Consider the following 25,359-nt stretch of genomic DNA (forward strand, 5'->3'; position numbering starts at 1 on the left):
TCAATAAACTTTATCCAATTGGCGTTTGAACCCGGGTCATTTCAATCCGGCCCGAGTGGCTCATGGAACAGGCATGGCGCAGAAGAGGAGGTGCCTTTTCGTGGGCAGCAACTTTGTCAAGCTTCTGTCAATTGCCGCCATCTTACCCAGAGGGCCGGCATGGTACAAAAGCGTAATAATAATTATGTGGTGTCTTGTCAGAACGGCGCCGGAAAATACAGGAGTCGCGGTATGGCCTGGATAACAACAACAGCAAAAAACGATCTGCCGATCCAGTGAGGAGTTGTCCTATGTATGCATTGGGTCGTTGGTTATCCAAAATTACCAATCTCATGACCGTTATCGGTGGCCTCGCCATCGCATTGATGATGTTGCATGTCACCTTTGACGTTATCGGTCGCTATGTTTTCGGTACACCGATACCGGGAACCATCACCATCGTCTCTCACTACTACATGATCGTCGCGGCTTTCGTGCCGTTGGCTTATGCCGAACAGAAGAACGCCCATATTACCGTGGAAGTGGTTACTGAACGGTTGCCGAAAATCGTTCAGAAACACCTGGAAGGATGGGCGCTGGCCTTTTCCGGCGTGGTGTTCGCCTTCCTCACGGTGCGGACCTGGAGTGAGGCGCTTTCCAAGCACGCCATCAACGCTTCGGTGGTGCAGGGCGACGCCAGTATCGCCGTCTGGCAAACCTACTTTGTCCTGCCGGTGGGCATTGGTCTGATGACCCTGGTTCTTTTTTACAAATTCATTGTCTATTTGTTCGGCTTGAAATCCGGATTGGATGACGAGCGCGTGCAGCCAGACGAGATGCCGCTAGCGTCGAGCCATCATTCTGACGCGAATTAGGAGACCGGCGATGAGTGACGTACAAATTGGTTTGACCGGTCTGGCCCTGCTATTGGTCTTGATCGGGTTGCGAGTGCCGATAGGCATGGCGCTGATTGGCGTGTCCTTCGGTGGTCTGTGGTATCTGATGGGATGGGGTGTGGCCTGGGGTTCCCTGGGGCTGATCCCCTACCAGTTCGCCGCCAACTGGGTGCTCAGCTCCGTTCCGATGTTCTTGCTATTGGGATTCATCTGTTTCCACGCCCAGTTGACCCAGGGACTGTTCCGGGCGGCACGACTATGGCTGGCGTCGATCCCCGGTGGTTTGGCGGTGGCATCGATTTTCGGTTCCGCCGGCTTCGCCGCGGTGTCAGGCTCTTCCGTGGCGTGCTCCGCGGCCATGGGACGTATCGCGGTGCCGGAAATGATCCGCCATAAATATCACCCGGAGCTGGCCACCGGCACGGTGGCGGTGGCAGGTACCATCGGTGCGCTGATCCCGCCGTCCATCATCATGATTCTCTACGGTATCATCGCGCAGGTGCCAATCACCGGGTTGTTTCTGGGCGGCATCAGTGCCGGTATTCTGACCACCGTGGGCTACATTCTGGTGGTGATGATAAGGGTGAAGCTGAACCCCTCCTTGGCTCCGGATGTCAGGGAAGAGGTTTCCAAAAAGGAAAAGGTCGCGGCGCTGAAGGAAACCTGGCCGGTGATCCTGATCATGGTCGGTATTTTCGGCGGTCTGTTCGGCGGCATTTTCACGCCCACCGAAGCCGGTGCCGTCGGTGCGTTCCTCGCCTGTATCGTTGCCTGGATGCGCAAGGCCCTGACCTGGGAGCGGTTTCGCAACGCAATTCTGGAAACGCTGCTTACCACCGGCGCCTTGATGGTGATCGCCGTGGGCGCGAGCCTGCTGACCCGTTTCCTGGCGCTGTCCGGCGCCGGTGATTATCTGTCCTCTCTGGTTATTGGTGGCGGTGCCAGTACTTTCATGGTGTTGGTGATGATCGTGCTGATCTATCTGCTGCTGGGCATGTTCCTGGAGCCGATTGGCGCCATGCTGCTGACCCTGCCCATCGTTCTGCCGATTATCGGTGCCGCCGACTTGAGTCTTCTTTGGTTTGGCGTGGTGCTCACCAAGTTGCTGGAAATCGGCATGATCACGCCGCCGATTGGCATGAACGTGTTCGTGATAAAAGGGGTGGTGGGTAATCTGGCCTCCACCACCTCGATCTTCAAAGGCATTTTCTGGTTCCTGATCATGGATCTTTTTGTGCTGATCTTCCTGATGAGCGTGCCGGACTTTATTTTGTTTCTGCCTCGTATTATGGGGTAGGCCTGCGCGCGGCGCGCCATGCCCGGGCGCGCCGCTACTTACTGATGACGGATAACAACAGGGAAGAACCCGATGACAAAACAATACGACCTTTCTGACTCTGTTCAGGTGGCCATTCGCAACACCATTGGCGACGCCCTGCGCCGATCCGCCGGCCGGCAACCCGCGGCGCCGGCGCTGCAATTCGAGGACCGTATCTGGTCTTATCAAGAGCTGGATCTTGCCGCCAACCGGGTGGCCAATGGTTTGCTGGCGCGGGGATTACAAAAAGGGGATCGCGTCGCCGCCTATGGCAAGAATTCCGACGCCTATGTTCTGCTTTGGCTGGCTTGCGCCCGGGCCGGCCTGATTCATGTGCCGGTGAACTACGGGCTGGTCCAGCGTGAACTGACCTACATCTGCAATCAGTCCGGCGCCCGTGCCCTGTTTTGCGACGACAGCCTGGCGGCCAACGTGGAAGCGGTGCGCAATGATCTCGGTGTCGAGCTGTACGGTTCCCTACGCCGTGGCGCCTTGGCTGAAGGTGTGGATATTCTGGCGTTGGCCCAGGGACGTGGCGAAGCGACGGCGCCGGATATCGCACTCAGCGATGACGATGTGGTACAGATTCTTTATACCTCGGGTACCACCTCCGATCCCAAAGGAGCCATGCATACGCATCGGTCTCTCATGGCGGAATATCAGTCTTGCCTGCTGCATCTGGACATTAGCGGAAAAGATCGCGGTCTGGCGGCGCTTCCTCTGTATCACTCGGCGCAGATGCACGTTTTTCTGATGCCCAGCCTGCTATGTGGAGCATTCAATTACCTTATTGACGCACCGGTTCCGGACCAGGTTCTGGCTCTGATCGAAGAGCAGAAGATCACGTCATTCTTCTCCCCGCCAACGGTATGGATCGGCCTGTTGCGTCACCCGGATTTTGACCGCCGTGACCTGAGTACGCTGGAAAACCTGTACTACGGCGCTTCCATTATGCCGGAGCCGATTGTCCATGAACTGGCGGAACGTCTGCCGCAAGGGCGTCTGTTCAACTGCTATGGGCAAAGCGAAATCGCTCCCATGGCGACGGTGCTGGAACCCCATGAGCATGCCGACCGACCGAGCTCTTGCGGCCGCCCTCTGACCTCTGTGGAAACCCGGGTGGTCAAACCTGGCACTCTGGAGGATTGCGCGCCGGGCGAACAAGGAGAGATCGTGCATCGCTCGCCGCATCTGATGGTGGCGTACTGGGACAAGCCCGAGGAAACCGAGGAAGCCTTCAAGGGCGGTTGGTTTCATTCCGGCGATCTCGCCTACCAGGACGAGCAGGGCTACCTGTACATCGTCGATCGCATCAAGGATGTGGTGAATACCGGCGGCGTGCTGGTGGCCAGCCGCGACGTCGAGGAAGCCCTGTATGGCCATGAATCGGTGGCGGAGGTGGCGGTGATCGGGGTGCCCCACGAGAAGTGGATTGAATCGATTGTCGCCGTCGTTGTGGTAAAAGAAGGCAAAGCCGCCGATGCCGCCGCTCTGATCGATCACGCGCGGCAGCATCTGGCTCCGTTCAAAGTGCCCAAGGCGGTGCATTTTGTTGAGGCTCTGCCGAAGAATACCGCGGGAAAACTGCTCAAACGCACGCTCCGTGAGCAGTACGCACGCTGAGAAAGGCAGTGCGTTGGAATAGTCGGTTCGGACGAAGCAATCTTTGCTCCGCTACCTCAATAATGCGCGCCTGCTGTTCCCTTTCTGGGTGGAGATTTCCATGTATTTGACACAGCCGCTACACAAGGCTTTGCGCGAGTGTCCCGAGCGGGAAGCCCTGGTATTCGCCGATCGCCGCTCAACCTATCGGGATCTGGTACGCCAGGTAGCGACGCTGGCGTCGGTATTGAAAGACCTGGGTCTGGAGGACGGCGATCGTGCCGGCATTCTGGCCCTGAATTCGGATCATTATGTGACGTTTGTGTTTGGCGTGCTCTGGGCAGGCGGTGTCTTCAATACCGTCAATATTCGATGGAGTCCGGTTGAGATCGCCTACTCACTGGACGACTGCGACACCCGGATTCTGTTTGTCGACGACGAGTTCGTGCCGTTGATCGACGAAGTGCGGGCTCGGTCAAAATCGCTTGAGACGGTGGTGTACGTCGGAGAAAAAACCTGTCCCGAGGGCATGTTGAGTCTTGCCGGGCTGATGGCCGGGACCGATCCCGTGGACGACGCCGGACGCAGCGGCGATCAGTTGGCCTGCATTCTGTACACCGGCGGCACCACCGGAGCACCGAAGGGCGTGATGCTCAGCCACGCCAATCTTTACACCTGCTCGATCGGAGCGGTGATGCCCGCATGCCGTGGGGACGGTGTGGTGGGATTACATTCGGCCCCCTTCTTCCATGTGGCCGGAGTGGGGCTGATCCTGCAGTTGACGCTGCGGCTGGGCACCCACGTGATCGTGCCCCGGTTCGAAGAGGTGGCGGTCATGAGCGCCATTCAGCGGGAACGAGTGGTGGAAACCTTCCTGGTGCCGACCATGATGCGCGCGGTGCTAGCGCACCCGCGCTTTCCGGAATTCGATCTCTCTTCGCTGCGCTGCATGATGTATGGCGCGTCACCCATCGACAGCACGCTGTTGAAGAAGGCCATGACCGCCTGGCCGGAGGCGTCCTTCCTACAGCTCTACGGTATGACCGAACTCTCACCGGTGGTCTGCATTCTCCCGGATTATTGCCATAGCGACGCCGCTTACGCCGATAAGTTAATGGCGGCCGGGTTGCCGGCGCATATGGCGGAGGTGCGCGTGGTCGACGGTGAAGATAACGAGGTCCCACGCGGCCAGGTGGGCGAGATCGTCGCCCGTGGCCCGATGGTGATGCGGGGCTACTGGAATAAGCCGGAGCAGACCGAGGAGGCATTACGCCGAGGATGGATGCATACCGGCGATGCCGGCTACATGGATGACGCCGGATACGTTTTCCTGGTGGACCGGATCAAGGACATGGTGGTGACCGGCGGCGAAAACGTTTACTCGGTGGAGGTGGAAGACGCCTTGCTGCGCATGCCAGCCATCGCGCAATGCGCGGTGATCGGCGTGCCGGATGAAAAGTGGGGCGAGCGGGTGCACGCGGTCATCGTTCCAGCCGGAGGGGCGGAGATTTCCGAGGCGGATATCGTGGCTCACTGCAAAACACTGATCGCCAATTATAAGTGCCCCCGAAGCTTTGAATTTGTTGATCAGATGCCACTTTCCGGTGCCGGCAAGATTCTCAAATACAAGCTCAAGGAGGCCCACTGGGGTGACCGTGGGCGCCGTATCGGTTGATCCGGTGAGCCCGTCAGAGATGAGTGATTTTGTAGCGGCTGGCCAAACCAACAAGAACATCGGCGGCGGATTGGCTTCTGGCTGGCCGCGATTAGGGAGAGTGACATCATGCCAATACGCGCTTATGCACAACGTTTCTTTATCGCCACGCTTTTTGTGATCGGCGCGACCGCTGCGACGCCGACATTCGCTCGTACCATCAGCTACGCCACCGGCTATCCGCCGAACTCCATCGGCTCCAATTCGGCGTTGGCTTATGCCGAGGCACTCAAAGCGCTTTCCAACGGTGACCTCAGCGTTAAAGTATTTCCAATGTCCTTGTTGAGTTTCAGTGAGGCCGCGCCGGGGATCCGTGACGGTATGGCGGACTCGGGGTTTGTCTTGTTTTCCTACTTTCCCTCTGAGTTTCCCAACACCAATCTGATCTCGGAACTCACCATGTTGCTGGAACTGGATGACGTGGCGCCGAGTCATGCGGGGCTCGCCTATGTCGGCGCCATGTCAGAGTATCTGTTCCATCATTGCCCTGAGTGTGTCACGGAATTCGCCGCGCAGAATCAGGTGTTCACCGGTGCTTCCGCCAGCGCGCCCTACATGATGCTGTGCAACGAGAAGGTGACCAGTCTGGCCGATATCAAAGGCAAGCGGTTACGCAGTGCCGGCCCACAATGGGCACGCTGGGCACAGGCGGTGGGTGGAACGCCAGTGACCATATCCGTCAGCGATGCCTATGAAGCGCTCAATCAGGGTGTTCTGGATTGTTCGATAAGCTCCAGCGTGGATCTGGATATCTTCCGCCTTTCCGAAGTGGTCAGTGACGTCACCGCAGGTGTGCCGGGTGGTGTTTTTGGTGGCACTGGTGTCAACAACTTCAACCGCGAAGTCTGGCGGGAACTGACTGAAAGGGAGCGTGAACAGGTGCTGCGTGCTTCCGCCACCTTCGGCTCCATTATCAGTTGGGACTATCAGGTGGGCGCCACCAAGGAACTCGAGGCCGCGCCGGAGCAAGGGATCAAAGTGCATGAGCCTGCCGAGGGCCTGCAACAGGCATCGCAGCGTTTCATTGTCGAGGACATGAAGACCATTGCCCGCAATTATCAGTCCCGTTCAGGGGTGAATAACGCCGAGCAAAGCATCAAGGCGTTCCAGACGATCCTGTCGAAATGGGTCAAGCTGGTAAAAGACGTCAGCAGCCCGGAAGAGCTGGCGGAAATCTACTGGCGGGAGACTTATTCCAAAGTGGACGTGAGTGAATACGGCTTGTAAGAACCTGTTTAATCAGGTTCCAAGCCGCATCGGTCTGGTCTGTTGGCCAGGCCACCATGACCGGAGCTGGCCTGCTTCGGATTTGAAAATGCTAGGAGAATAATAATGATGATACAGCCACGACGTGCGGCCATGGCCGCGCTGACCCTGTGCGCGGGAGCTATCACCTTCGGCGTCGCCGAAGCCCGAACCTTGACCTACGCCATGGGGTATCCTCCCAAGTCGATCGGTGCCAACGCCGGTGAAGCCTACGCCAAGCGGCTTGAAGAACTGTCCGGCGGTGATCTCAAGGCGCGAGTGTTTCCCATGTCATTGCTCAGTTTCAAGGAAACGTCCGCCGGGGTCCGTGATGGCATGGCGGACTCGGGGTTCCTTCTGATTTCCTATTTCCCTTCTGAGTTTCCCTATACCAATCTGATTACCGAGCTGACCATGCTGGACGAGCTGCAGGGCGTTCCCGACAGCCACGTGGGGCCGGCCTACGTGGGCGCCATGTCCGAGTATGTCTTCCATCATTGTGAGGGTTGCCAGAAGGAAATGGCGGAGCAGAACCAGGTCTTCAATGGCAGCATGTCGACGCCGCCCTATGCTCTGCTGTGCACCAAGCCGATCGCCACCGAGGAGCAGCTGAAGGGCGCGCGCCTGCGCAGCGCGGGTGCCCTGTGGGCCCGTTGGGCGGAGGCCATGAATGCCACCCCCGTGACGTTGTCCATCAGCGACGCCTATGAGGGGCTCAGTCAGGGCGTGATCGACTGCACCATGAGCTCCACCGTGGAAATGGACATCTTCAATCTGCGCGAGGTGGTGAAAGATGTGACCGTGGGCGTGCCCGGCGGCATGTACGCGGCGGTGGGGGTGAACAACGTCAACAAAGCCGTTTGGAAATCGCTCAGTGAAGAACAGCGAGCACAGGTTCTGAAAGCGTCCACGGTTATTTCCGCCAAGGGCAGCTGGGACTACCAGCTCGGCGCGGCGAAGGAGGTGCGGGACGCGAGCGGCAACGGCATAACCGTACACCAGCCGAACGAGGCGCTGGTGGCGGCCACCCGTGCCTTCGTGCGTAAGGACGTCGATACCATCGTCAAGAACTACGTGGAACGTCACGGTATCGACGACGCCGGGAAAATGGTCGATGAATTCCGGCCGCTGCTGACCAAGTGGGTCAAGCTGGTGGAAGGCGTGGATAACGCGGAGGCGCTGGCCGATTTGTACTGGCGGGAGACCTTCTCCAAGGTGGACGTCAGCACCTACGGTCTTTGATCAAGCCGGGGCGCGCTCGCGGGTGGCGCCCCTTGCCGGAGCAAACCATGGAAACCAATTCAGTGGATCTTCAGGTCTTTCGCCAGGAGGTCCGTGCCTTCATGGAACAGGAGGCGGATGAATCGATTCGGGAAGCCGGACGCAAGATGACCAGTTTCTTTCCGCCGTTCGACCAGTGCATGCGCTGGCATCGCAAGCTGCACGCGCGTGGTTGGTCGGCGGCGTCCTGGCCGGAGCAGTACGGCGGTCCCGGATGGAGCCGCGAACAGAAACGAATTTTCGAGGAGGAGTGCCGGGTCGCCGGTGTGCCGAGACTGCTGCCTCAGGGGCTGGGTATGGTCGGCCCGGCGATCATGAAGTTCGGCACCGACGAACAGAAGAGCCGTTTTTTGCCGGGTATCGCCTCGGGGGAGGACTTCTGGGCCCAGGGCTACTCCGAACCCAATGCGGGCTCGGATCTGGCCTCGTTGGCCTGTCGTGCGGAGCGCCACGGCGATCACTACGTCATCAACGGCAGCAAGACCTGGACCACCTATGCCCACCATGCCAATCGCATGTTTCTGTTGGTGCGCACCAGCAACGAAGGAAAGCCGCAACAAGGCATCAGCTTCTTTCTGATTGATCGTCTCGATCGCCCGGGCTTGGAAATCCGGCCGATCATTGGTTTGGACGGCTTCCCCGAACAGTGCGACGTGTTCTTCGATAACGTCGAGGTGCCACTGGATTGCTGTCTCGGAGAGGAGAACCAGGGCTGGACGGTGGCCAAGTATCTGCTGGAACACGAGCGCGGTGGCAGTGCGTCTTTTGCCGCCCAGTTTGACATGGAACTGAACCGGATCCGCGAACGGGCCGCTGAACTCGGTGACGGCTTCGGTGGCGTGCTGAGTGACGATCCGGTGTTTCGGCAGCGTTTCACCCGTCTTTATCTGGAGGTCGCCGCTCTGGATGCCACCGAGAGCCGCTTCGCCGCCATGGAAAAAGGGTCGCCGGAGTCGGGGCCGATGAGTTCGATGATCAAGATCACCGCAATGGAAACGCTGCAACGCATCACCGAGCTGGCGGTGGAGATGGAGGGGAGCCCGACGCTGACTTTGCAACTGGCGGCACTGACCGTCGGTGCCGGGGTGGCGCCGGAAGGGCCGGAACAGGCGCTCACCGTGATGCCCAAGTATCTCAACAACCGGGCCGCCACCATTTTTGGCGGTAGTAACGAAATTCAACGCAACATCATTGCCAAGATGTTGTTGGGCTGAGGGACGCGCCATGGCTTTTCTTAACGACGACACCCGCGTCATGCTGGAAGACAGCGTCGACAAATTTCTCAATGCCCATTACGACTTTCACCAACGCCGCACCTGGGTGGAAAAGGCGCCGGGATACAACCGCGAACATTGGCAACGGTTCGCGGAGCTGGGTTGGCTTGGTCTGCCCTTCGCCGAGCGTCATGGCGGTCTCGGCGGGGATATCACCGATACGCTTGGACTGATGCGGCGTTTCGGGGCCGCGCTGGTGGTGGAGCCTTATCTGAGCGTGGTGGGGCTGGGCGGTCAGGCCATTGCCCAGGCGGATAACCAGGATGCCGCCGACAGTCTGCTGCCCGAACTGGTCGCCGGCCAGGCCATGCCGGTGCTGGCCTGGGAGGAAAGCATCAGCCGCGGCAATCCCGAGCATCTGGCTGCCAGTGCCCGCCGCATCGACGGTGGCTGGCGCCTGGAGGGCGAGAAGGTGGCGGTGATCGGTGGTGACCTGGCAACGCACTTCGTGGTGTCGGCGCAGACCTTCGAGGACGATGCCGGGCCGGTGGTGGAATTGTTTTTGCTCCAGGCCGATGAGCTTGAGGTGGCCGGTTTCCCCACCATGGACGGCCACCGTGGCGCTCGGCTGACGCTGGCGGCCGTGGACGTCGACGAAGCGCGGCGCCTGACCCGGGACGGGCATGGCGCTGGCGTGCTGCGCCAGGTATTGGAGCAGGGCATCATGATGATGGCGGCGGAGGGAGTGGGGGCGATGCAGACGCTGTTGCGCCGTACCCTGGACTACACCCGGACACGCCGGCAGTTCGGTGTGCCGATCGCCTCTTTCCAGGTGCTGCAGCACCGCATGGTCGATATGTACATTGCCATGAAGAACTTGGAGCATCTTCTGGAAGCCACCGCGAATCGCTGGGACCAGTCGCCGTCGCATGCCCGGGACAGCGCACTGCTGAAAGCGCAGCTGTGTCAGTCTGGCCGTTACGTGGGGCAGCAGGCGGTGCAACTGCACGGAGGGATCGGCATGACCGACGAGCTGGATGTGGGTCACTATTTCAAGCGGTTGACTGCCCTCGGGTTACTGTTTGGGGATGAGAACTATCACCTCAAGCGGGCCTGGGCGGCGCTGTAAGGCGTGATCATCAGCCGCCAGCGCGGGTCGCCTGGCGAACCAGGCCCCAGATTTGTTCGCTCAGCGTCTGCTCCGTGGGGCGCGCCTCGGGCGGCAAGGCCAAGGCCCGGGCAATCAACGCCCGGGAACCCGCCAGAGTAAAGGTGGCGGCGGCGGCGGGATCCAGCTCCGCTGAAACGCTCCCCTGTTTCTGTCCCTGAAGCATATTGCCGACACCGGCTTCGATCTGCCGTTCGAGTCGCTGCTGTTCGATCGCCATCACCGATGGCTCGCGGCGCAGGCGTTGCAGGATAACGGCAGCCAGCGGATGGCGATAATGAAACGCCACGCTGTACTGAATGCGTAGCCGTTCCCGTTCAAGCCAGTCGGAAACCGGCAAGCGGGCCATCATCACCTCGTTGTCGAGGGCTTCGTAGAAGTGTTCGACGACGGCGGCGACCAGTCCGGCCTTGGAGCCGAAATAATGATAGGCCAGTCCCACCGAGACCCCGGCGGTGCGGGCGATGGTGCTCATTTCGAAATCCCCATCCCCCTGTTGCAAGGCCCGGGTTGCCGCGGCGATCAACCGGTCCGGTGAGGTCTTTTTCTCTGCCACCTGTTCCTTCTCCCAATTCAGCGGGGCTCGATGCCGGCGGCGGTTACTGGCGCCCGACCAGGGCATTCAAGGGGATTCAGGGGTAAAGATCAATCAGAGCGGAGGCCTGGAATCCAGTTCAAATACGGGTTGACGGCCGCATCGAACTGGCATTGAATTGAATTCAACTCAATTCCGCGAGGCCGCTCATGGCGATCAATCGCGGGCCCATCACAATGACAAAAGGAGAGATGCCCATGCCATGCAAGATTGCCAACCTGAGCGTGCTGGACAGTGATCTGGCTGCTCGCCACAAGGCCTTGCGGCCCTCCGCCGAGCGCAGCTCGCCAGAGATCGACCGGGACTTCGAGACCCTGATGCGTGAGGGCTACGTCATCATCGAGGGCGTGCTGGACCGGGATACGCTGGACGATATCCGTTCGCGGATAACCCCGTTATTGGACAAGACCGGCAGGAACACCTTCGAGGGGGCACGGACACAACGGGTGTATGACCTCTTCTCCAAGACCCGGGCCCTGGATTCCCTGGCGGACCATCCCCGTATCCTGGGTTTGATGGACAAGCTGTTTCTGCCCAACTACCTCATCAGCCAGGCCCAGATCATCAACATTCTGCCCGGGGAGGCACCGCAGCTTCTGCATGCCGATGACAGCTTCTACAAAGTGCCAAGGCCACGGCCGCCGTTGGGCGCGGCGACGATCTGGGCGATCGACGACTTCACCGGTGAGAACGGTGCCACCGTGGTGATCCCGCGCAGTCACACCTGGGGACAGGAGCGCAGGGGACGGTGGGAAGAAGCGATACCCGCGGTCATGCCAGCCGGCTCGGTGCTGTTTTTCCTGGGGACGACCTGGCATGGCGGTGGCGAGAACCGTTCCGAAAAGCCCCGTCTCGCGGTGACCTGTCAGTATTGCGAAGCCTATTTGCGGCAACAGGAGAATTTTCTGCTGGAGTTGTCCAAAGAGGTGGTTCGTGAAATGTCGCCGGAGCTCCGGTCGCTGATTGGCTATTCCATCATGCCGCCGTTCATGGGAATGGTGGATGGCAAGCACCCGTTACGGTTGCTGGAGGAGTGATACGCTCCGTTGTTCCCTGAGGCATGCATTGCCCCCGGGTAGCTGCTACAAAGCTGCCTTGGTAGCGATCGGCCCTGGATACGAGCCCGCGCTGGATTCGCTGGCGAGCCAGCTTCCCACGGAGGGAACTACGAAGCCGCTGTGGGAAGCTGCCTTGGCGGCGAATGGCCGAGACGATGGATACGCTCCGCTGGAGCGTCCCCTTCGGGCGCCCGTTGGGCGTCCACTCGACGGTGAAACTGTCGAGTGTCGAACGGAGGTTCGAATCAGAGCCCTCAAGCAGACCGGATAAAACACAAAAGCCCGCGCGAGGCGGGCTTTTGTGTTTTATATGGCCCGCCCGAGAGGATTCGAACCTCTGACCTCTGCCTCCGGAGGGCAGCGCTCTATCCAGCTGAGCTACGGGCGGAAAACGATTTTAATGGCACTTTCGATGGCGCCCCGGGGGCGCGGACGCGCATGATAGCGGTTCAGCGTCGGCGAGTCCACGATTGGGAATGAGCGGCAAGGCACGTATAATGATCCGGCTTGGCGCGAGGGCATGCCCCCGCCCATTCAGTGGTCCGCGTCAGGGGGTGGCGCGGACATCGGTTATCCCCGGGGGGAAAGGCGTGGAAAGCACGTTTTTCCTGGGTTTCAGCGAGGTTGAGCGGGGCGGCATTTTACAATCTTTTCCCGCCATACCGGAGTGGATTCGGTAACCTCTTGCGACATTAGGATGGAGAAAAAACGGTGCGTATCGCCTACCTAGAAGACGATCAGGCCCAGGCCGAGCTGGTGACACACTGGCTGCGCGAAGCAGGCCATACGTGTATGCACCTGTCCAGCGGTCGCGAGTTCATGAGCTTGCTGCGACGGGACACCTTCGACCTCCTGGTACTCGATTGGGAAGTGCCCGATATGAGTGGTTATGCCGTTCTCGAGGAAGTGCGTGCCAGTGGCAATCGCACGCCTGTCCTGTTCGCCACTCAACGCGATGACGAGTCCTCCATCGTGGGCGCGCTGACCCAGGGAGCCGACGACTATATGGTTAAGCCAGTTAAACAAGCGGAGCTGCTGGCCCGACTCACCGCCCTGGGGCGGCGAGCGGGTGTTGCCGACATGGATGATCAAGGAACCCTCAACGTTGGACCCTGGACCATAGACCGGGCCCGGCGACAGATCTTTCTGGACGACGAAGCCGTCAAACTCACCGACAAGGACTACGAACTGGCCTGTTATCTGTTCCAGAATGTAGGCAAATTAATGTCCCGGGCACACCTGCTGGAAAAGGTGTGGGGCATCATGACGCCGATTGAGTCCCGTACGGTTGACGTCCACATCAGTCGCATCCGCCGTAGTCTGCAAATCCGTCCTGAACGCGGTTATCGCATCAAGACGGTGTACCAGCATGGCTACCGGCTGGAACCAATGGAAGAATAAACGCCTATGCTTTCCCGCTGGTTGGCCGCCGTGGTGCTGTGTGTGATCGCCGCCACGGCGCAAGCCGATGCCAATGCCGATCACTGGCAATACACGGTTCGTCCTGGCGACACGCTGTGGAATCTGTGTGAGCGCTTCGCTCAGGACCCGGTGTTCTGTTGGCGCCAGTTGGCGGCGGACAGTGCGGTGGATGACCCCTATCGCATGTCGCCGGGCAAGGTCATTCTGATCCCACTCGCCTGGCTCAAGGAGCAACCGGTGCCGGCTCGTGCCGAGCGGGTTAATGGCCAGGTCTGGCTGCTGGTGGGCAATAACGATCCGGAGCCGGTGGAGAATGGCGCGGAGATCGCCTTTGGTGACACCATCGAGACCGGGGAGGCTGGCAGCGTGGTGGTACGCTTCGCCGACAATTCCCAAGTGGCGGTCAAGCCCGGCACCGTGCTCAAGGTGAATAATTACCGGCGTTTCGTCGACGTCGGCAACGAGCCCACGGATTTGCAATTGGAGCGGGGCGCCATCCGCAACACCGTCACCCCCCGCGATACCGATGCCCGCGTATTCCGCGTGTACACTCCGGGTGTGATGACCGCGGTTCGCGGCACCGAGTACCACGTTCGTATCACCGATGACGCCGTCACCCTCAGTGAAGTGGTTGAAGGTGAAGTGGAAGTCGCGGCCGCCCGTAGCACCACGCCGGTACCTGCTGGGTATGGCACGATGGCCAGCGCCGGCCAGGCGCCGGCCAAGCCGGTCAAATTGCTGCCAGCCCCGGAAGTGACGCTGAAGGCGGGCGGTCGCGGTCTGCGAGCGGAGTGGCCGCCGGTGGAAGGCGCCGAGGCGTATTCGGTGGAACTGTTCGATGCCGATGGCGTTCTGTTGCGGAGTGAGCAGGTCAGTAAGCCGCAATGGCGAAGCAAACCCCAGGCCGGCGATTATCAGGTGCTGGTCAGAGCGATTGATGCGCGGGGGCTACGCGGCCAGGAGCGGATGCTGGATGCCACCGTATCCAAAGGCGCCTGGCCCTGGGATGCTCTTCTGTTCATCGGCGGAGCCGGTTTGCTGCTCGCGCTTTGATCCTTCTCGCCTCGGGTGGCCACCGTCCATGGCGGCCACCTTTCCCAGGTGCCGTCGCTTTTTGTGCTCACCCTCTCCAGTGACCTTTCTCCACGACGTTGCTTCCCGGCACCGGCACGATAGCCCATTGCGTAAAAAACATTGGAAATGAAGGGCGTAGATCGGGATAGTGATGACTCCGGTTTGATGCCATGCAAAGGCGCCCGGCGGTATCCAAGGAAAGAGGTTCGGGGTTCATGAGTAGAGGGTTCGATAGCCACCAGCGCCGTTATCTGGTTGAGCACATGTCCGTGCTGTTGGTGGTGGCGAGCCTGTGCATCCTGCTGTCCATCAGCGGCGGCCTGTCTTTCCTCAATCGTTATGTCTACGACACCCTGTTGCCGCGGCTGCCGATGGAGCCCTCCGGCGACATTCTTATTGTCGGTATCGATGAGTATAGCCTGCGGGAAGTGGGGCGCTGGCCCTGGGATCGCAGCATCCATGCCCGTCTGATTGATCAACTCTCCAAACAGGGTGCCCGTGGGGTGCTGATGGATCTGATCCTGTCGGAGCCGGACCGGTCACGTCCGGCGGCGGATCAGGCGCTGGTCCGGGTGCTGTCCGAGAACGGCAATGTTTATCTGCCGGTGCATGTGGAGCAACTGCGCTCCGGTGGGCAACTGATCGAGGTATTGCCGGCGGGGCCCTTCGCCCGCGCCGCCCGGGGGCTCGGCCATGTGGATCTGGAGCTGGATGGTGACGGGGTGGCCCGTTCGGTCTATCTGCGTTCCGGGATCGGACAACCCTGGTGGCCACACATTACCCAGGCGATGCTGGAAGGCGAGGGCCTGATCCCCGAGGACCGCTTTCCCGCCGGCGAAAACGACGATTTCGTCGGTCTGGCCAATGTTCGCAAATACCCCCGTTACATCCCGTTTGCCGGCGGCGCGGGAAGCTATCCGCACGTCTCCGCGGTGGATGTGCTGGAGGGCCGGGTTCCGGACCAATTGATCAAGGACCAGTTCGTGTTCATCGGCGCCACCGCCGCGGGGCTGGGCGATATGCTGCCGACCCCCATGGCCGGGCAGGGGGACCTGATGGCAGGCGTCGAGATCAACGCCAATATCTTCGATGGTCTGCGCCATGAGCGCATGATTTCAGGCATGAGCCGGCCCTGGGCCATAGCCCTCGGCGTGTTGCTGGCCTTGCTGGCACCGCTGCTGCTGCCGTTCTTCTTGCCGCGCTGGAGTATTCCGCTGATTCTCGGCTCTCTGTTGTTCACGCTGGGAATCTGCTACGCGCTTTTGGCGGTCTGGCAGATCTGGTTTCCGCCGGCGGCCTCGGCCATCGCCGCGGTGGTGGCTTATCCGCTGTGGACCTGGCGGCGCCTGGAGTACTCCATGGCGTATATGCGTAATGCTCTGGAGCGCTTGGCGGAATACAGTGATCTGAACCGCCGTCTCACCGAGCCGGCGCCGCTGTCGCGGATGCTGCGCATGCTGGATCAGGTGCTGCCGGTGCGGGCCTGGCGGCTGCAGGCCCAGGCCGGCGCCCCGGTGTCCGGCGGCGAGCAACTGGAAGCCACGGCCTGGCGGGGGCAGCTGTCTCGCCGCTATCCGTTCCGCCATGACGGCAAACGTTATGAGCTGACCGTGGTGTGGCGCCAGGCTCTGGATGCGGACACTTATGATTACTGGATTCGCGCCATGCTGGCGCGTACCGAAACCCATCAGGCCGGCATCGGGCCACGCTATGAGGTGCTGGAAAAACACATCGAGCGATTGCGCCGGGAGGAGCACCGCCAGCAGGCGTTGACCCGCTTCTTCCAGGTCGGTCTGGCGCAAATGAGCGAAGGGGTGCTGATCACCGACGCCTGTGGCGGTGTGGTGTTCATGAACCCGCAAGCGTCCTATCTGCTCAGTATCGAGGGGGTGGCCCAGGACACCCTGGGGCTGGCGGATATTGGTCGGGAACTGGAATTCACCGGCGATCGCGGCTGGCGCACGTTGCTTCAGGAAGCCCTGGCGGATGGCCGGGTGCAGAAAGAGTGCCGCAACCGTCGCGGCATGGATCTCTATCTGGACATGATCCTGGTGCACGCCGGCGACCAGCCTGGACGCATGTTGATCGTCAGTCTCAAGGACATTTCCGATGTCAAGCAGGCCATGCGCACCCGCACCGAGATGCTGGATTTCCTGTCCCATGATCTGCGTTCGCCGATGGTGTCGGTGCTGGCGCTGGTGGGCAAGATGAGGCATGGCCCGGACGGCGAGCGATTGACCGACTTCCTGGATAACGTGGAGCACTACGCCGAACGCAACCTCAACATCGCCGAGCAGTTCCTGCAATTGGCCCGGGTCGAGGGTGTGGATTCAGTGGAAATGATGGAGCTGGACATGCTCGATGTGGTGGAATCCGCCATCGATCAGGTGCAGATCCAGGCCCAGGCCCGGGACATCACCCTGCGGTTCGCCTACGACGAGACCGAGGAGGTCTGGGTAAAGGGCAATAACGAGCTATTGGAACGGCTGATCGTGAATCTGCTCACCAATGCGGTCAAATACAGTTATGAAGGCAATTCGGTGGATGTTCGCCTGTTTACCCAGGGGGGCCAGGTGACCTGTGAGGTGCGGGATCGTGGCGTGGGTATCCCGGACGCGTTCCAGGACAAGCTGTTCGATCGTTTCAGTCGCGCCAGTACCAGCGGCGGCGCCCGTACTCGCGGTGCCGGCCTGGGACTGCGCTTCGTCAAGGTGGTGACGGAGCGTCATGGTGGCGATATCAAGGTGGCCAGCGCTCCCGGCGAGGGCAGCCGTTTTACCCTGTTGCTGCCACGAATCCAGTTATCCTGAGCTAGGGCCTGTTCAGCCTATTTCCATCCCGCCTGCTGGATGCCCATTTTGCCTCCAGATAGCTACTCCCAAGGTACTGATTTTATCCCCGCGATTTCTGAGGGTATAATCGCGCCCGCAATAACAAACAGAGCCGGCACGTCTCTGAATGAGTCCCAGTCCCAAGGGGGAGCCGGGCGTTATTCAAAGATGTGTTTCGGGACATACCAATAACCGAGGTGGAACCGTGAAAAAAATGCTGACCGCTGGCCTGGTTGTACTGGCCACTCTGTTCGCCGGCGCCGTGATGGCCGCCAGCACCAAGGACATTTCCCCGTATCCTCTGGGCGAGCGCTCCGTTCTGGGTGACCGCGCCACCGCCGAGCGGATCAAACCGGTGGGGTCCGTGTGCGTGGAAGGCGAAGAGTGCGGCAGCACGGTAGCCGCCGCGGAAGGAAGTGGTGAGCCTCGTTCCGGCCAGGCCGTGTACGATACCGGCTGTGCCGCCTGTCACGCCACTGGCGCCGCCGGCGCGCCCAAGTTCGGTGATGCGGGTCAGTGGGCCAGCCATATCGAAAAGGGCATGGACACCCTGGTCAAGCACGCTTTCGAAGGCTTCAATGCCATGCCGCCCAAAGGCATGTGCATGGATTGCTCCGAAGAGGAAATCCGCAACGCGGTGGAATACATCGTCGAGAACAGCCAGTAGTTTCGGCGGATACGCCATTCGCTGCCAAGGCAGCTCCCACAGCGGCTTCGTAGCAGAGCCTGTGGGACGCTGGCTTGCCAGCGAATGGGCCTTGGCGGCAAAGGATTCGCTTGCAGCGGCTCGCCGCCCGGATAAAGGTCCAGCGGTTTCATGGCCCGGTTCGTGGGCTTTCCGGAACCCTCTTACTCCAGCAACGCCTTGAGATTGGCCAGGCTGGCTTCGGCCATCTCACTGTCCCGTTCTTCGTTGCGCGGTGCGCCTTCCCCGATATATTCCAGATCATCCTGAGGCAACTCGTCGATGAATCGGCTCGGGGTGGTGTCCACTTTCTCACCGTACTGCTTACGGGTGCGCGCCTGAGTCAGAGTGAGTGTTTCCCGCGCCCGGGTGATGCCCACGTACATCAGACGGCGCTCCTCGACGATATTATCGTCCTCGATGCTGGCGCGGTGAGGGAGCAGCTCTTCCTCCACCCCCATCATGTAGACGTGGGGAAATTCCAGCCCTTTCGAAGCATGCAGGGTCATAAGCTGGACCCGGTCGGAGTCGTCCTCCTCGTCCTGCTGCTCCAGCATGTCCATCAGCACCAGCTTGCCGATCACCGCCTCCAGATCGCTGGAGCCGTCGTCCTCTTCTTCCTGTTTTTCCAGCATGCGTTCGATGTTGCGAACCAACTGCCAGACGTTCTCGATGCGTTTCTCGCCAATACGGGGGCTGGACGCGTTCTGCATGACCCAGCCTTCGTAGTCCATTTCAGTGATCAGTTCCTTCACCGCCTGCAGGCTATTGTGCCGGAAGCAATGTTCACGCTTGCCATCGAGCCACTGTTTGAACTCCCGCAGTTTCTCCGCCGCCTTCGGTGGCATGGCCTCGCTCAGACCAAGGTCGCCGCAGACGTGATACAGGCCCTGATCGCGCCGGCCCGCCCAGGCCGCCAGCTTTTCCAGGGTGGCCGGGCCCACTTCCCGGCGGGGCGTATTGATGATGCGCAAAAAGGCGTTGTCGTCGTCCGGATTCACCAGCAAGCGCAGATAGCACATCAGATCCTTGATCTCGCTGCGCGAGAAGAAACTGGTGCCGCCGGAGACCTTGTAGGGAATCGACAGCGATTGCAGCTTCATTTCCAGGATGCGGGACTGGAAGTTGCCGCGATAGAGAATGGCGAAGTCCTTCCAGTGCAGCCCCCGCTGCAGCCGGCGGTGAAACAGATCGCCGGCGATCCAATCGGTTTCCCCGTCCTCGTCGCGCAGCGCCGCCACCCGTATCGGTTCGCCGTAGCCGTAGTCCGACCACAGGCTCTTCTCGAACACATGGGGATTGTTGGCGATCGCCGTGTTGGCGGCCTTGAGGATGCGGCCGGTGGAGCGGTAATTCTGTTCCAGCTTCACCACTTTCAGGGCCGGCCAGTCCTGCTGCAACTGATCCAGGTTTTCCGGGCGGGCGCCGCGCCAGGCGTAGATTGACTGGTCGTCATCGCCGACCACGGTGAAGCGGCCTTCCGGCAGGGTCAGCATGCGCACCAGCTCGTACTGGGCGCCGTTGGTGTCCTGATATTCGTCCACCAGCAGGTATTGCAGGCGATGACGCCACTTCTCCAGAATCCGTGGCTGTTCGCGGAACAGCTGCACCGGCATCATGATCAGGTCATCGAAATCCACCGCGTTGCAGGCGCGCAGCATGCGGTTGTAGCCGCTGTAGGCCATGGCCGCGCGTACTTCTTCCTCGGTCTGGGCCTGGCTCACCGCCTCCTCGGGGGAGACCAGCTCGTTTTTCCAGTCCGAGAGACACTTATGCACCGCCTCCACCGCGTTCAGGTCCCGCTCGGATTCCCCTTGAAGCAGGATCTCCTTGAGAATTTCACGGCTGTCGGTCTGATCAAGAATGGAAAAACCGGAGCGCAGGCCGCAGGCCTTCAACTCGCTCTTGAGAATGCGCAGGCCCAGGTTGTGGAAGGTGGAGACAATCAGCCCCCGGCTCTGACCGCCCTGGACCAGGTTTTGTACCCGCTCCTTCATTTCCCGCGCCGCTTTGTTGGTGAAGGTCACCGCGGCGATGCGCCGGGCCGGCACGCCCCGTTCCTGGATCAGCCAGGCGATCTTGCGGGTGATCACGCTGGTCTTGCCGGACCCCGCCCCGGCCAGCACCAGCAGTGGGCCGTCGGCGTAAAGGACCGCTTCCCGTTGGCGAGGGTTCAACGAGGTCATGATGGCTCCAGGGGTAAACGAAGGCGCGTATCATAGCAGCCACGGCGGTGCGCATACACGCTAACCCCGGAGTCCGATCACCAGCGGCAAATAGTGTGCCGGCGTGTTTACCACTGCCTTTCCGAGCAATCAGGCCTTGCCGTTCCAGACCGGCCCGGCAAGCATGGCGTGCCAGCGTGCCAGCGTGCCAGCGTGCCAGCGTGCCAGCGTGCCAGCAGGTCGCTGCTATACTACCGCCATGCGTCTCGACTATTTCGTTGCCCACGCCACCGGGCTCACCCGTAAACAGGTCAAAACCCTGATTCGCTCCGGCGCCATCCAGGTATTCGATGGTGCCGGCGGTGCGGTGCCCGTCAAACCGGACCGGCGTCTGGAAACGGATATGCGGGTGGTCTGGGAGGGGCGGCCGCTGAGACTGGAAGGGCATCGATATTTGATGCTGCACAAACCAATGGGCGTGGTGTGTTCCACCGAGGATCCGGGCCATCGCACCGTGTTGGATCTGCTGCCCGGTGATCAGCGTGCCGGCCTGCATGCCGCCGGTCGGTTGGATCTGGACACCACCGGACTGGTATTGCTCACCAGTGATGGCCAATGGTCCCATCGCATCACCTCGCCGCAACACCATTGCGCCAAGCGCTATCGGGTCACCACCGCCGAGCCGGTGACCCGCGCCCAGGTTGATGCCCTGTCGGCGGGCGTGGTGTTGCGTGACGATTCCCGCCCCACCCGGGAGGCGCAAGTGGAAGTGGTGGCGCCTTTGTGTCTGCGCCTGACCATCAGCGAGGGGCGTTATCACCAGGTCAAACGGATGCTGGCGGCGGTGGGCAACCGGGTGGTGGCACTGCATCGGGAAGCGGTCGGGGATGTGGTATTGGACCCGGCGCTGACGCCGGGAGAATGGCGCCCGCTCACCGACGCGGAACGGCATCGGCTGGGCCCCCCGGACTGACCACGCTGTCGCCCGGGTTCGTCGGATCGGGCGAGGAGGGTGGGCCGTGGCTGGCCCCGGTTTGGGTTCTCCGCAAGAACAGTGCATAGTGCTGGAGGTCCGGATTATGGTTGCCGTCAATGGGATGCTCTGGACAGTCACTTGTCATTTTCGGACAGCAATGAGCGCAGGTGTATGCTTGAGGCCATGAACAGGACGCCACACAACGACCCCGCACTGGCCAGTGATCGTTCGCCGATCCCGGTCAACTATGTGCGCAATCTGGTGGAACTGGCCCGCGAAGCCGGGCTCGACCCGTCCCGTCTGCTGGCGCACGCCGGTTTGTCGGAACCTCAAGTGTACAGCGCCGAGCCGGCGTTGAGATTCGATCAGTTCCGTCGTGTCATGGCCAGCGCCAGGGCGTTGTCCGGTGATCCCGCCATCGCCCTGAGTCTGGGGCAGCAACTCACCGTTACCGCCCATGGCCTGTTGGGCTACGCCGCCATCAGCAGCCGTGATCTGGGGGAAGCGCTGCAATTACTGGAACGCTATTTCCGTACCCGCACCCGCCTGTGTCTGCCGCGGTTGGACGTGGAGCAGCAGTGGGTGCGTTTTGCCCTGATGGAAAGTTACGACCTGGGTGAGATCCGCCGTCCCTATCTGGAGGTGGTGACCGCCGCGTTGGTGGCCGGGCTGCGCTATTTGCTCGGCGACCGTTTCCAGGGCGCGGTGCTGACCTTGCCCTACGCCTCACCGGACTACGCCGGGCGGTACCAGGAACTGCTGGGCATGACCGTCCGTTTCGGCGCCGATACCGCGGCGCTCAGCTTTCCGGCGACGCTGCTGAGGGAGGCGCTGCCGATGGCGGATGCCTCCTCCCGGCAAATGGCCGCCCAGCGATGCGAGGAGGAACTGCAACGGCTGGAAGCGGATCAGGACTGGGCTTCGCGGGTGCGCGCCCGTTTGATGCAGGCGGAAGGCGCCTTGCCGAGCCTGGAGCAGCTGGCCACCGGTTTCCACCTGACCTCACGCACTCTGCGTCGCTATCTTGCGGCGCTGGGCGTGAGCTATCGCTATCTGCTGGAAGAAGTGCGAATGGCCCGCGCGGTACGTTATCTCCAGGCCAATCTCACCGTGCAGCAGGTGGCGCAGAAGCTGGGCTATGCCGAACCCAGCAACTTCACCCGGGCTTTCCGCCGCTGGACCGGCCGTCCGCCCAGCGACTATCTGGGCAATCTGTAAGCGTCCGTCCGCACCTTCGCTCTCATTCCAACCAAGATGTAACAGACCGCGACAGACTTCACTCCAGGCACTGGAAACCGGCACAATCAATGCCCTCTTTCGGGCCCTTACTCTATCCTCCGCGATCGGGTTCCCGTGGTCCATTTTTTCTTGTTTTCTTTATAGACAGGTTTGGGAGACAGCCATGTTCGATATTACCAACAAACGCATTCTTATCACCGGCGCTTCCAGCGGTTTTGGCGCCCGTTTCGCGGAAGTGCTGGCCGAGCATGGTGCCGATCTGGTACTGGCGGCACGCAGGGTGGACAAACTCGAGGCCACCGCGGAAAAAGTCCGCGCCCTGGGGCGTGACGCACGGGTGGTGGCAATGGACGTGTCCGATCACGCCAATGTGGAGCGGGCTTTCGAGAATATGCCGGCTCTGGATGTGGTGGTGAACAACGCCGGAATCACCCGGGAAGGCGCCACCGACACCCTGTCCGAGGAAGACTGGAACGCGGTGGTGGACACCAACCTCAATGGTGTCTGGGCGGTGAGCAAATTCGCCATCCAGCAATGGCGCCGGGATGAGCGCCCGGGGAACATCATCAATATCGCCTCCATCCTTGGCCTGCGAGTGGGCGCCATGCTGTCCCCGTACACCGTGGCCAAGGCCGGCGTGGTGCAACTGACCAAGTCCATCGCTCTGGATTACGCCCGCTACAACATTCGTTGCAACGCCATTTGCCCCGGCTACATTGAAACCGACATCAACCGGGACTTTTTCCAGGGCCCCCATGGCGGCAAGCTGATCAAGCGCATCCCCTACCATCGGCTGGGTCAGATCGACGAACTGGTCGGCCCGTTGCTACTGCTGGCCTCCGACGCGTCTTCCTACATGAGCGGCGCGGCGATTCCGGTGGATGGCGGCCACCTTTGTAATACGCTTTAAACAGAGGGGTGACGCTGGACGCCAGATGCCGGACGCTAAAGTCAAAACCCGGGGCTGAGGGCATTGCGGAAATAAAAAATTGCCGGGAGCAATTTTTAACGTTGCTGCGCGACGGCCCGCAGGGTGACCGCCATGGACGGCGGTCATAAAAAATTGCCGGGAGCAATTTTTAACGTTGCTCGGCGACGGCCCGAAGGGTGACCGCCATGGACGGCGGTCATAAAAAAGGTTCCTCGCGGTTTAGCGGGAAGGGTCGCTCTGGCGGGGGCTCCCGTATTACCCGGTTACCTCGAAGACCTCCCTTCAGAGGGGGCTACAGCGCCGCTGTGGGAAGCTTGCTGGCAAGCGAATCGCCAACGGCTCAGGGCATTCGCGGCCAAGCGGAGCGCCGCCCGGGCCGCTTCCCACAGCGGCTTCGTGGCAGATCCGTGGGAGACCAGCATGCTGGCGAATTCCGGCCCTTTGGTGTTGGGATATTCGCTTGCCAGCAAGCTTCCCACAGCGGCTTCGTGGCAGATCCGTGGGAGACCAGCATGCTGGCGAATTCCGGCCCTTTGGTGTTGGGATATTCGCTTGCCAGCAAGCTTCCCACAGCGGCTTCGTGGCAGATCCGTGGGAGACCAGCATGCTGGCGAATTCCGGCCCTTTGGTGTTGGGATATTCGCTTGCCAGCAAGCTTCCCACAGCGGCTTCGTGGCAGATCCGTGGGAGACCAGCATGCTGGCGAATTCCGGCCCTTTGGTGTTGGGATATTCGCTTGCCAGCAAGCTTCCCACAGCGGCTTCGTGGCAGATCCGTGGGAGACCAGCATGCTGGCGAATTCCGGCCCTTTGGTGTTGGGATATTCGCTTGCCAGCAAACTTCCCACAGCGGCTTCGTGGCAGATCCGTGGGAGACCAGCATGCTGGCGAATTCCGGCCCTCTGGTGTTGGGATATTCGCTTGCCGGCAAGCTTCCCACAGCGGCTTCGTGGCGGATCCGTGGGAGCCCAGCTTGCTGGCGAATAGAGCGGCTTGGTAGCCCCTTCCGGTTACAGACCCGTGCCCATGATTGAAGCGCCGTGGCCCGCTAAACCGCGATGAACCTAAAAGAAGGCGTTTTAGTGCTTGCCAGGGCGTTGGGTCTGGTTTTGCATTATCGGCGTCCGGCCCGCCTTTAAACATCCGCGATGTCCCGTTATCCCCGCCCGGCCTGCCGCCGGTATTGCTCCGGCGTGGTGCCGGCCAGGCGCCGGAACATGGCGATGAAGGCGGACGGGTTGCTGTAGCCCAGGTCATAGGCGATGGCATGGACGCTGTGTTCTTCCTCCAGCGCTTCCAGTGCCAGCAGGTAACGCAGCCGCTGGCGCCATTCCCCCAGTGGCATACCCAATTCCCGGTGGCACAGGCGAGCCAGGGTGCGTTCAGTCATGTTGGCCCGCCGTGCCCATTGCACCTGAGTGCGGTTGTCCGCCGGGTTTTCCCGCAGGGCTTCCAGGACACCACTGAGCACCGGGTGATCAGTGTAAGGCAGGAAGTACGGGACGCCTTGAGCACTGAGACTGAGCTGATCCAGCATCACCCGCGCCAGCCGCCGGTCGCTCTCGTGCTCCGGTTCGTGCACGCCGCGCCGGGCGAAGTCCACCAGAATGGCCTTGAGGATGTCGGTGATCGCCACCGTGCAGGCCTGGGTCGGCAGATCCTCGCACAGCGTCGAGTCGATATACACCGAGCGGTAGATCACGGCATTCGGGTTGTAACTGCCATGGGCCGCGCCGGGCGGAATCCATACGGCATACTGAGGCGGTGACAAAAACCGCTTTCCCTCCACCCGCAAATGCATGATGCCCTGAGTGGTGTAGTTGAGCTGGCCCCAATCATGGTGGTGTTCCAGCGACTCACTGCCGGCCGGAAACTCGTCGTAACGGAAGTACACCGGCGACGGCAGCGCGGTGAAATCCGGCAATGGCAGGTAATGGGGGGCTGTCATGTCCGAAATCCCCTGTGGG

19 protein-coding genes and 1 tRNA gene are annotated in these 25,359 nt (G+C 61.0%); 16 read left to right on the plus strand and 4 right to left on the minus strand.

Annotation, left to right across the window (positions count from 1 at the left end; genetic code table 11):
* Nucleotides 1-290 precede the first annotated feature (290 nt).
* The 8 genes from E0L37_RS00465 to E0L37_RS00500 all read left to right on the plus strand — a co-directional run bounded on the left by E0L37_RS00465 (nt 291) and on the right by E0L37_RS00500 (nt 10,378).
* Complete coding sequence (locus E0L37_RS00465; protein WP_133489867.1) at nt 291-854, plus strand: TRAP transporter small permease; 564 nt, start codon at nt 291-293, stop codon at nt 852-854.
* Nucleotides 855-864: 10 nt separating this feature from the next.
* Nucleotides 865-2,172: a TRAP transporter large permease gene (locus E0L37_RS00470; RefSeq protein WP_133489868.1), complete on the plus strand. Its 1,308-nt coding sequence runs from the start codon at nt 865-867 to the stop codon at nt 2,170-2,172.
* Between the two features lie 72 nt (nt 2,173-2,244).
* Nucleotides 2,245-3,816 (plus strand): fatty acyl-CoA synthetase, encoded by a 1,572-nt coding sequence (locus E0L37_RS00475; protein WP_133489869.1) that lies wholly within the window; start codon nt 2,245-2,247, stop codon nt 3,814-3,816.
* Between the two features lie 100 nt (nt 3,817-3,916).
* Entirely contained in the window at nt 3,917-5,470 is a 1,554-nt protein-coding gene (locus tag E0L37_RS00480) for a long-chain-fatty-acid--CoA ligase (RefSeq protein WP_133489870.1), read from the plus strand.
* Nucleotides 5,471-5,578: 108 nt separating this feature from the next.
* Nucleotides 5,579-6,736: a C4-dicarboxylate TRAP transporter substrate-binding protein gene (locus E0L37_RS00485; RefSeq protein ID WP_133489871.1), complete on the plus strand. Its 1,158-nt coding sequence runs from the start codon at nt 5,579-5,581 to the stop codon at nt 6,734-6,736.
* 105 nt (nt 6,737-6,841) lie between these two features.
* Nucleotides 6,842-7,996: a C4-dicarboxylate TRAP transporter substrate-binding protein gene (locus E0L37_RS00490; RefSeq protein ID WP_133489872.1), complete on the plus strand. Its 1,155-nt coding sequence runs from the start codon at nt 6,842-6,844 to the stop codon at nt 7,994-7,996.
* A 47-nt stretch (nt 7,997-8,043) separates the two neighbouring features.
* Complete coding sequence (locus tag E0L37_RS00495) at nt 8,044-9,249, plus strand: acyl-CoA dehydrogenase family protein (RefSeq protein WP_133489873.1); 1,206 nt, start codon at nt 8,044-8,046, stop codon at nt 9,247-9,249.
* A 10-nt stretch (nt 9,250-9,259) separates the two neighbouring features.
* Nucleotides 9,260-10,378, plus strand: a complete 1,119-nt coding sequence (locus E0L37_RS00500; RefSeq protein ID WP_133489874.1) for an acyl-CoA dehydrogenase family protein — start codon at nt 9,260-9,262, stop codon at nt 10,376-10,378.
* A 10-nt stretch (nt 10,379-10,388) separates the two neighbouring features.
* Here E0L37_RS00500 and E0L37_RS00505 read toward each other — a convergent pair whose 3' ends face one another.
* On the minus strand, nt 10,389-10,973 hold the full coding sequence (locus E0L37_RS00505; protein ID WP_159660957.1) for a TetR/AcrR family transcriptional regulator: 585 nt from the start codon (nt 10,971-10,973) through the stop codon (nt 10,389-10,391).
* Between the two features lie 236 nt (nt 10,974-11,209).
* On the opposite strand from E0L37_RS00505, the gene E0L37_RS00510 reads away from it, so the two are divergent.
* Nucleotides 11,210-12,049, plus strand: a complete 840-nt coding sequence (locus E0L37_RS00510) for a phytanoyl-CoA dioxygenase family protein (protein WP_133489876.1) — start codon at nt 11,210-11,212, stop codon at nt 12,047-12,049.
* Nucleotides 12,050-12,381: 332 nt separating this feature from the next.
* On the opposite strand, the gene E0L37_RS00515 is transcribed toward E0L37_RS00510, so the two are convergent.
* Nucleotides 12,382-12,458 (minus strand) — tRNA-Arg (locus E0L37_RS00515).
* Nucleotides 12,459-12,781: 323 nt separating this feature from the next.
* Here E0L37_RS00515 and E0L37_RS00520 point away from each other — a divergent pair.
* From E0L37_RS00520 to E0L37_RS00535, 4 genes are all read left to right on the plus strand, one after another.
* The gene (locus tag E0L37_RS00520) at nt 12,782-13,471 is read left to right on the plus strand and encodes a response regulator transcription factor (RefSeq protein WP_014996509.1); all 690 of its coding nucleotides are present in this window, start codon (nt 12,782-12,784) and stop codon (nt 13,469-13,471) included.
* A gap of 6 nt (nt 13,472-13,477) precedes the next feature.
* Complete coding sequence (locus E0L37_RS00525) at nt 13,478-14,545, plus strand: FecR domain-containing protein (protein WP_133489877.1); 1,068 nt, start codon at nt 13,478-13,480, stop codon at nt 14,543-14,545.
* 236 nt (nt 14,546-14,781) lie between these two features.
* Complete coding sequence (locus E0L37_RS00530) at nt 14,782-17,376, plus strand: CHASE2 domain-containing protein (RefSeq protein ID WP_133489878.1); 2,595 nt, start codon at nt 14,782-14,784, stop codon at nt 17,374-17,376.
* A gap of 235 nt (nt 17,377-17,611) precedes the next feature.
* Nucleotides 17,612-18,064, plus strand: coding sequence for a cytochrome c5 family protein (locus E0L37_RS00535; protein ID WP_133490224.1), 453 nt, complete (start codon nt 17,612-17,614; stop codon nt 18,062-18,064).
* A 182-nt stretch (nt 18,065-18,246) separates the two neighbouring features.
* Here E0L37_RS00535 and rep read toward each other — a convergent pair whose 3' ends face one another.
* The gene (gene rep / locus E0L37_RS00540) at nt 18,247-20,268 is read right to left on the minus strand and encodes a DNA helicase Rep (RefSeq protein WP_133489879.1); all 2,022 of its coding nucleotides are present in this window, start codon (nt 20,266-20,268) and stop codon (nt 18,247-18,249) included.
* Between the two features lie 103 nt (nt 20,269-20,371).
* On the opposite strand from rep, the gene E0L37_RS00545 reads away from it, so the two are divergent.
* The 3 genes from E0L37_RS00545 to E0L37_RS00555 all read left to right on the plus strand — a co-directional run bounded on the left by E0L37_RS00545 (nt 20,372) and on the right by E0L37_RS00555 (nt 23,372).
* Nucleotides 20,372-21,220, plus strand: coding sequence for a 16S rRNA pseudouridine(516) synthase (locus E0L37_RS00545; RefSeq protein WP_240687403.1), 849 nt, complete (start codon nt 20,372-20,374; stop codon nt 21,218-21,220).
* 174 nt (nt 21,221-21,394) lie between these two features.
* On the plus strand, nt 21,395-22,441 hold the full coding sequence (locus E0L37_RS00550) for an AraC family transcriptional regulator (RefSeq protein WP_236564209.1): 1,047 nt from the start codon (nt 21,395-21,397) through the stop codon (nt 22,439-22,441).
* Between the two features lie 184 nt (nt 22,442-22,625).
* Entirely contained in the window at nt 22,626-23,372 is a 747-nt protein-coding gene (locus E0L37_RS00555) for an SDR family NAD(P)-dependent oxidoreductase (RefSeq protein ID WP_133489880.1), read from the plus strand.
* A gap of 1,176 nt (nt 23,373-24,548) precedes the next feature.
* Here the strand turns inward: E0L37_RS00555 and E0L37_RS00560 are convergent.
* Nucleotides 24,549-25,340, minus strand: a complete 792-nt coding sequence (locus tag E0L37_RS00560) for a helix-turn-helix domain-containing protein (protein ID WP_133489881.1) — start codon at nt 25,338-25,340, stop codon at nt 24,549-24,551.
* Between the last annotated feature and the right edge of the window lie 19 nt (nt 25,341-25,359).

The organism is Alcanivorax sp. 24 (genome assembly GCF_004360225.1).
In the GTDB taxonomy this organism is placed as follows: Bacteria; Pseudomonadota; Gammaproteobacteria; order Pseudomonadales; family Alcanivoracaceae; genus Alloalcanivorax; species Alloalcanivorax xiamenensis.